Origin of the sequence: Gordonibacter pamelaeae 7-10-1-b, from assembly GCF_000210055.1 — a bacterium.
Lineage (GTDB): Bacteria > Actinomycetota > Coriobacteriia > Coriobacteriales > Eggerthellaceae > Gordonibacter > Gordonibacter pamelaeae.
The window spans coordinates 2580420-2585163 of the sequence record NC_021021.1; the positions used below are offsets into that span (position 1 = coordinate 2580420).

At 65.2% G+C, this 4744-nt stretch carries 4 protein-coding genes; 2 read left to right on the forward strand and 2 right to left on the reverse strand.

Annotated features, from left to right (window positions below):
• A partial coding sequence (locus tag GPA_RS11995) for a 4Fe-4S binding protein (RefSeq protein ID WP_167536657.1) occupies positions 1 to 1058 on the forward strand: 1058 nt, incomplete at its 5' end.
• Positions 1059 to 1181: 123 nt separating this feature from the next.
• Positions 1182 to 2402: an ATP-binding protein gene (locus GPA_RS12000; RefSeq protein WP_015540021.1), complete on the forward strand. Its 1221-nt coding sequence runs from the start codon at positions 1182 to 1184 to the stop codon at positions 2400 to 2402.
• A 97-nt stretch (positions 2403 to 2499) separates the two neighbouring features.
• On the opposite strand, the gene GPA_RS12005 is transcribed toward GPA_RS12000, so the two are convergent.
• Positions 2500 to 3504, reverse strand: coding sequence for an SMP-30/gluconolactonase/LRE family protein (locus tag GPA_RS12005; RefSeq protein WP_049784140.1), 1005 nt, complete (start codon positions 3502 to 3504; stop codon positions 2500 to 2502).
• A gap of 72 nt (positions 3505 to 3576) precedes the next feature.
• On the reverse strand, positions 3577 to 4744 hold a 1168-nt coding region (locus tag GPA_RS12010), incomplete at its 5' end, for an MFS transporter (protein ID WP_041239574.1).

Here is a 4744-nt window from a genome sequence, read left to right on the forward strand (position 1 = left end):
CGGTGGATGCAGTGAGGGACGCTGGCCCGCGCATCGACGACGAGGCGTGCGTGCGCTGCGGCGCCTGCGTGGCCGCCTGCCCCACGAACGCGCTGCTGGCTCTGCCGCCGCTCGATGATGGAGGGCTGTTCGCGCAGGTGGACGCTGCGGGGACTGCGGCGCGGGAGCGGGCGGATGCGGGAACGGCGGCCGCGGGCACATCGAACAGCACCGGGGAAGAAGCCGCGACGCCCGTCGAGCCGCCGACCGCCGGCTTCGCCTGCGAGCGGCTGGCGCAGACCCTGCGCCTCGAGGGCGACCGCATCGTCGTGCTGCCATGCCTCGCGTGGGTCGACGTGGCGCTGCTCGTCCACCTGGCCTGCAACGGCGCCGAGCGCATCGCCGTGCCGCTTGACACCTGCCCGTCGTGCGAACTGGCCGATGCCGCGGAGCTCGTGCGCGCTGCCGTCGAAAACGCCCGGCGCATCTGCGCCGTGGCGGGAATCGACGCCGCCTTCGAGACAACCGACGGCGCCGGCCTGCGCGACCTCGAAGCCGCGCCCGAGGCCGATGCCACCGGCGAGCTTTCCCGTCGCAGCCTGTTCACCCAGGCAGGAGCCTCGCTGCTCGACACCGCGCGGGAAGAGGCCGCCCGCCAGCTGGAATCGCTCGCGGGCGCCCCTGTGAGCGACGACGCCCCGATCGAGCCCGACACCCGCCGCTGGCAGCTGCTCGACGACCTGCACGCCGCCGGGCTCACCGACGACGCCGCGGTCGTCCCGCGCGCGCTCGCCCCGCGCGTGAGCATCGACGTGGAGCGATGCTCGGGTTGCGCCCAGTGCGCCCTGTTCTGCCCCACCGAGGCCCTGCGGAGAATCGGCCGGGCACCCGGCGGCCGAACCCTGCTCGAGTTCGACCCCGCCCGCTGCCGCAACTGCGGCGTCTGCGAGGCCACCTGCCGCTACGCCGCGCTCACCTGCGAGGAGACCCTCACCGCCGCCGAGCTCTTCGCCCTCGACCCCCAGGAGATCCTCATCCCCAAACGCCGCGTCCTCCCCGAGCGCCGATCAAACGCCTAAGCCCCGCAAGGCACGGCAACAGGCAGTTCACAAACTTGCTTGTTATGCAATTCCTAAGCTATACTTTATGATAATCATAATATCGACTTTAGGATTTGCATAACTTGCAAGAAAAGAGTCACCATGGACTACATACCTCGCCACATCATCTCGGTCGTTGCGGAAACCGCGCGAACCTTCCCCGTGACCTTGGTGACCGGGCCACGCCAAGTGGGTAAAACCACCATGCTGTGCGAAGAGTTCCCCCATGCGTCTTACGCGACGCTCGACCGCCTCGACGTACTCGATGCAGCGGAGAACCAACCCGAGCGCTTCCTAGAAGCGTTGGAGAAACCAGCAATCGTCGACGAGGTGCAGTACGCCCCCGATCTGTTTCGCTACGTAAAAATTCAGTCTGATGCTCACCCACGGGCCAAAGGGCGACTATTCCTCACCGGATCTCAGCGTTACCAAATGATGCAGGGCGTCGACGAGTCGCTTGCTGGAAGAGCTGGCATCGTGGAGATGCTCGGACTTTCCCTTCGCGAGATACGGCGCGACCCTTTCAACGCGCCGTTCGTTCCCACCGCCGCATACCGCGAGAAGCGCAACCCGGTCAAAGCCGATGCAAACATTTGGGAGGTGATGCTCCGCGGTGATTTGCCCGAGCTCAACGCTGATTCCGCCATGAGCGTCACCCGTTACTACGACTCCTACATCGAAACGTACCTTCGGCGCGATGTGCGCGATCTGGCCCATGTGGGAGACCTCGCGAAATTCAACCGGTTCATGGGAATCGTCGCACAAGCGCATGGCCAGGTGCTCAACAAATCGGATCTCGCCGACAAAACAGACGCAAGCTTCCAAACCGTCGACCGTTGGCTTTCGGTACTCGAGGCGTCGAGCATCATCTACCTGCTCAAACCTTTCACCGCCAGCACCACCAAGAGGCTGGTGAAGTCTCCCAAGCTGTACTTCCTCAACTCGGGGCTCGCTGCACGCCTCTGCGGGTACAGCTCGGCAGCCGATCTTGAAGCCGGCACGCAAGCGGGGGCGTTCTTCGAGGGGTTCGTCATCGCGGAAATCGCCAAGAGCTTCCTGAACACCAGCGGGATGATGCCTGCGCTCTATTATTACCGGGATTCCAATGGACGCGAAATCGACCTGATCATCGAGCAGGGCATGCGGCTCTACCCCGTCGAGGTCAAGAAGGCCGAACTCGCACGTCCAGACGATGCCAAAGCATTTCACCTGCTCGATATCTTCAAAGGCTACGAGCGTCAGCCGGGAACGGTGATCTGCCAAACGCGCAACCCTCTACCGCTCCCCAACGACGCCTGGGCACTGCCCCTCTCCTACGTATGAGGCGCGGATAAGCTCTCCCGGCAGCAAAACGACTTCGCGCGGCCAGCCGTCACAAAAACGCATGCCGAGCCGCTGCCGGGGAGAGCTCCTTCTTCCTTTACTTCTCTCCTGTTTCAGCCGTCACGGCTATGCGGTAGATGTTGCTGCTTCCGAACTCGCAGATGTAGAGGTCCCCGTTGTGGATGCAGAGGTTGTCGACGAAGATGTCGGCGTCCTCCGGGGCGGGTATGCGCTCTATCTGGAAGCCGTTCTTGTCGAACACCAGCACTTCCTTCGCCTCGAGGTGCGCCACGTAGATGTTGCCGTCAGCATCGACGGTGATGCCGTCGGGGCCATGGCCGCCGTCCATGCGCGCGAACACGTAGGGCGTGGCGCGGCCCAGCGTGTACGCCGCCGACGGGATGCATACGAGCGAGTTCGTGTTGAACTCGGCAACGTAGATGAACTGCCCGTCGGGCGAGAGCGTGATTCCGTTCGGGTAGGCGATGCCGTCTTGGATGAGCTGCAGCACGGGCTCGCCCTCGTCGTACTTCACATAGTAGACGCAACCGATCCTCTTGAAATAGTCCGACTGCCCAGGGTCGGTGAAGTAGGCGCCGCCCTGGCCGTCGAGCACGAGGTCGTTCAAGCCGTTGAACGGGGTGCCGTTGAAGTTGGGAACCCAAACGGAATACTCCCCCGTCTCGGTGTCGTACCGGCAGAGCCCCTGGGAACGGTCGGTGATGAGCATGGTGGTGCCGTCGATGAACTTGGCACCGTTCGGCATCGACTTCCCCTCGTTGTCGTGAACGGTCACGGCCTCGCCGTCCACCACCTTGTGGATGCGGCCCTTGACCACGTCGATGAACCACAGCGTCCCATCTTGCGAGAAGTTGAGGCCCTCGATCAGGCCGCCGTCCTCCACATGCGCCACCAGCTCCCAGCTGGCGCCCTCCGCCAGAACCGACGGCTGGGCCTCCGCTTGCGGCTGCTCCTTCGGATCGGCATCGTTCGCCGCCGCCGGCTCCGACGAGCAACCGGCAATCATCCCCATGGCCGCCACGCCTCCCATCAGGCCGAGCCCCTTCACGAAGCTCCTCCGGTTTACCATCGTCTCGTCCATAGCTTCCTCCTCATCTTCGAATTTCCCCTTGCACGCGTCGATCTTTCCGTTATCCTCTCGCCGCACCTCCCCTCAATCGAACCTGCACGCGGCGACCAGGGCCGCTCCCACCAAACCCGCCGCACACAGCACCGCACCGCAGAGCGCCCACTGCGTCAGGTCGGGTCCGAGCAGAAGCGACGGAACGAACGACCCGAGGAACTGGCCAAGCGACTGCACGAGCAGCAGCACGCCCATCCCGACGCCAAGAAGCCCCGGCTTGCCGAGCACGCGCGGGTACGCAGCCACGACCACGGTCGGCGCGCCCATCGCGAACAGTCCCATGACCACGGCCGCCACCCACATGACCGGGCCCGTCGTCGTCAAGAGCAGCCACGTGCACGGCGCCATGGCGAGCATCCCCGCAAGGTAGAGCGGCTTGTTCCGCCCGAAACGGTCGGAGAGCCGGCCGAACGCCAACGACGACACGATGGCCAGCAGCATGGGGAGCGTGCTGGCGAACCCCGATTCCACCACCCCCACGCCCCGCTGCTGCATCGCCGTCGGCGCGAACGACAGCACGCCCAGCAAAAGCATCTGGAACAGCGCAAACGGCACCAGGAAGCACCATGTGTCGCGCGCGAGGAACACACGCAGCCTCCCTTCGGCCAGCTTCGGGCAGCGCGAGGTGGTCGCAGAAGGAACGCACTCGTCAACAAGACCGCCCGCCGCATCGTCCTGCGGCACCTTCACCGCCACCTGCAAAACCACCCCCGAGAGCGCCGCCAGGCCCGCATAGGCGAGGCAAAGCCCGCGAAAACCCACCGCCTCGTACAGCACGGGCGTCGAGATGCCCGCCAGCGTCGCCCCGAGCATGCCCCCGAGCATCCAGATGCCCGTGGCCGATCCGATGCAGCGAGGATCGACGCAGCGCTGCATGACCAACGGCCCGCTCGCGACGATGGCGACCAAGCCCAGGCCCTCGAGGGCCCGCAGGGCGAGCAGCATGGGCGCCCCGTCGGCGAACGCCGAGGCCAAGGTGGCAAGGCTGGCCAGGAACGCCGCGCCCACCATGAGTCGTTTCGCCCCGACCCGTCCGGCAAGGCCCCCGACGGGCAGGGCGGCGACAATCCCGACGAGCGTGAACACCGACATGAGCCACGAAGCGCTGCCGGCATCCATAGAGAACTCGTCCATGACGCGTTCCATGATGGTGGGTATCTGGTACTGGATAACCGTCACGGACAGCGCGACCAGCATG

Excerpts from the sequence above, each read along its gene's own strand:
- GPA_RS12000 (WP_015540021.1), top strand. The coding sequence starts at position 1,182 with ATGGACTACATACCTCGCCACATCATCTCGGTCGTTGCGGAAACCGCG.
- GPA_RS12005 (WP_049784140.1), bottom strand. The coding sequence starts at position 3,504 with ATGGACGAGACGATGGTAAACCGGAGGAGCTTCGTGAAGGGGCTCGGC.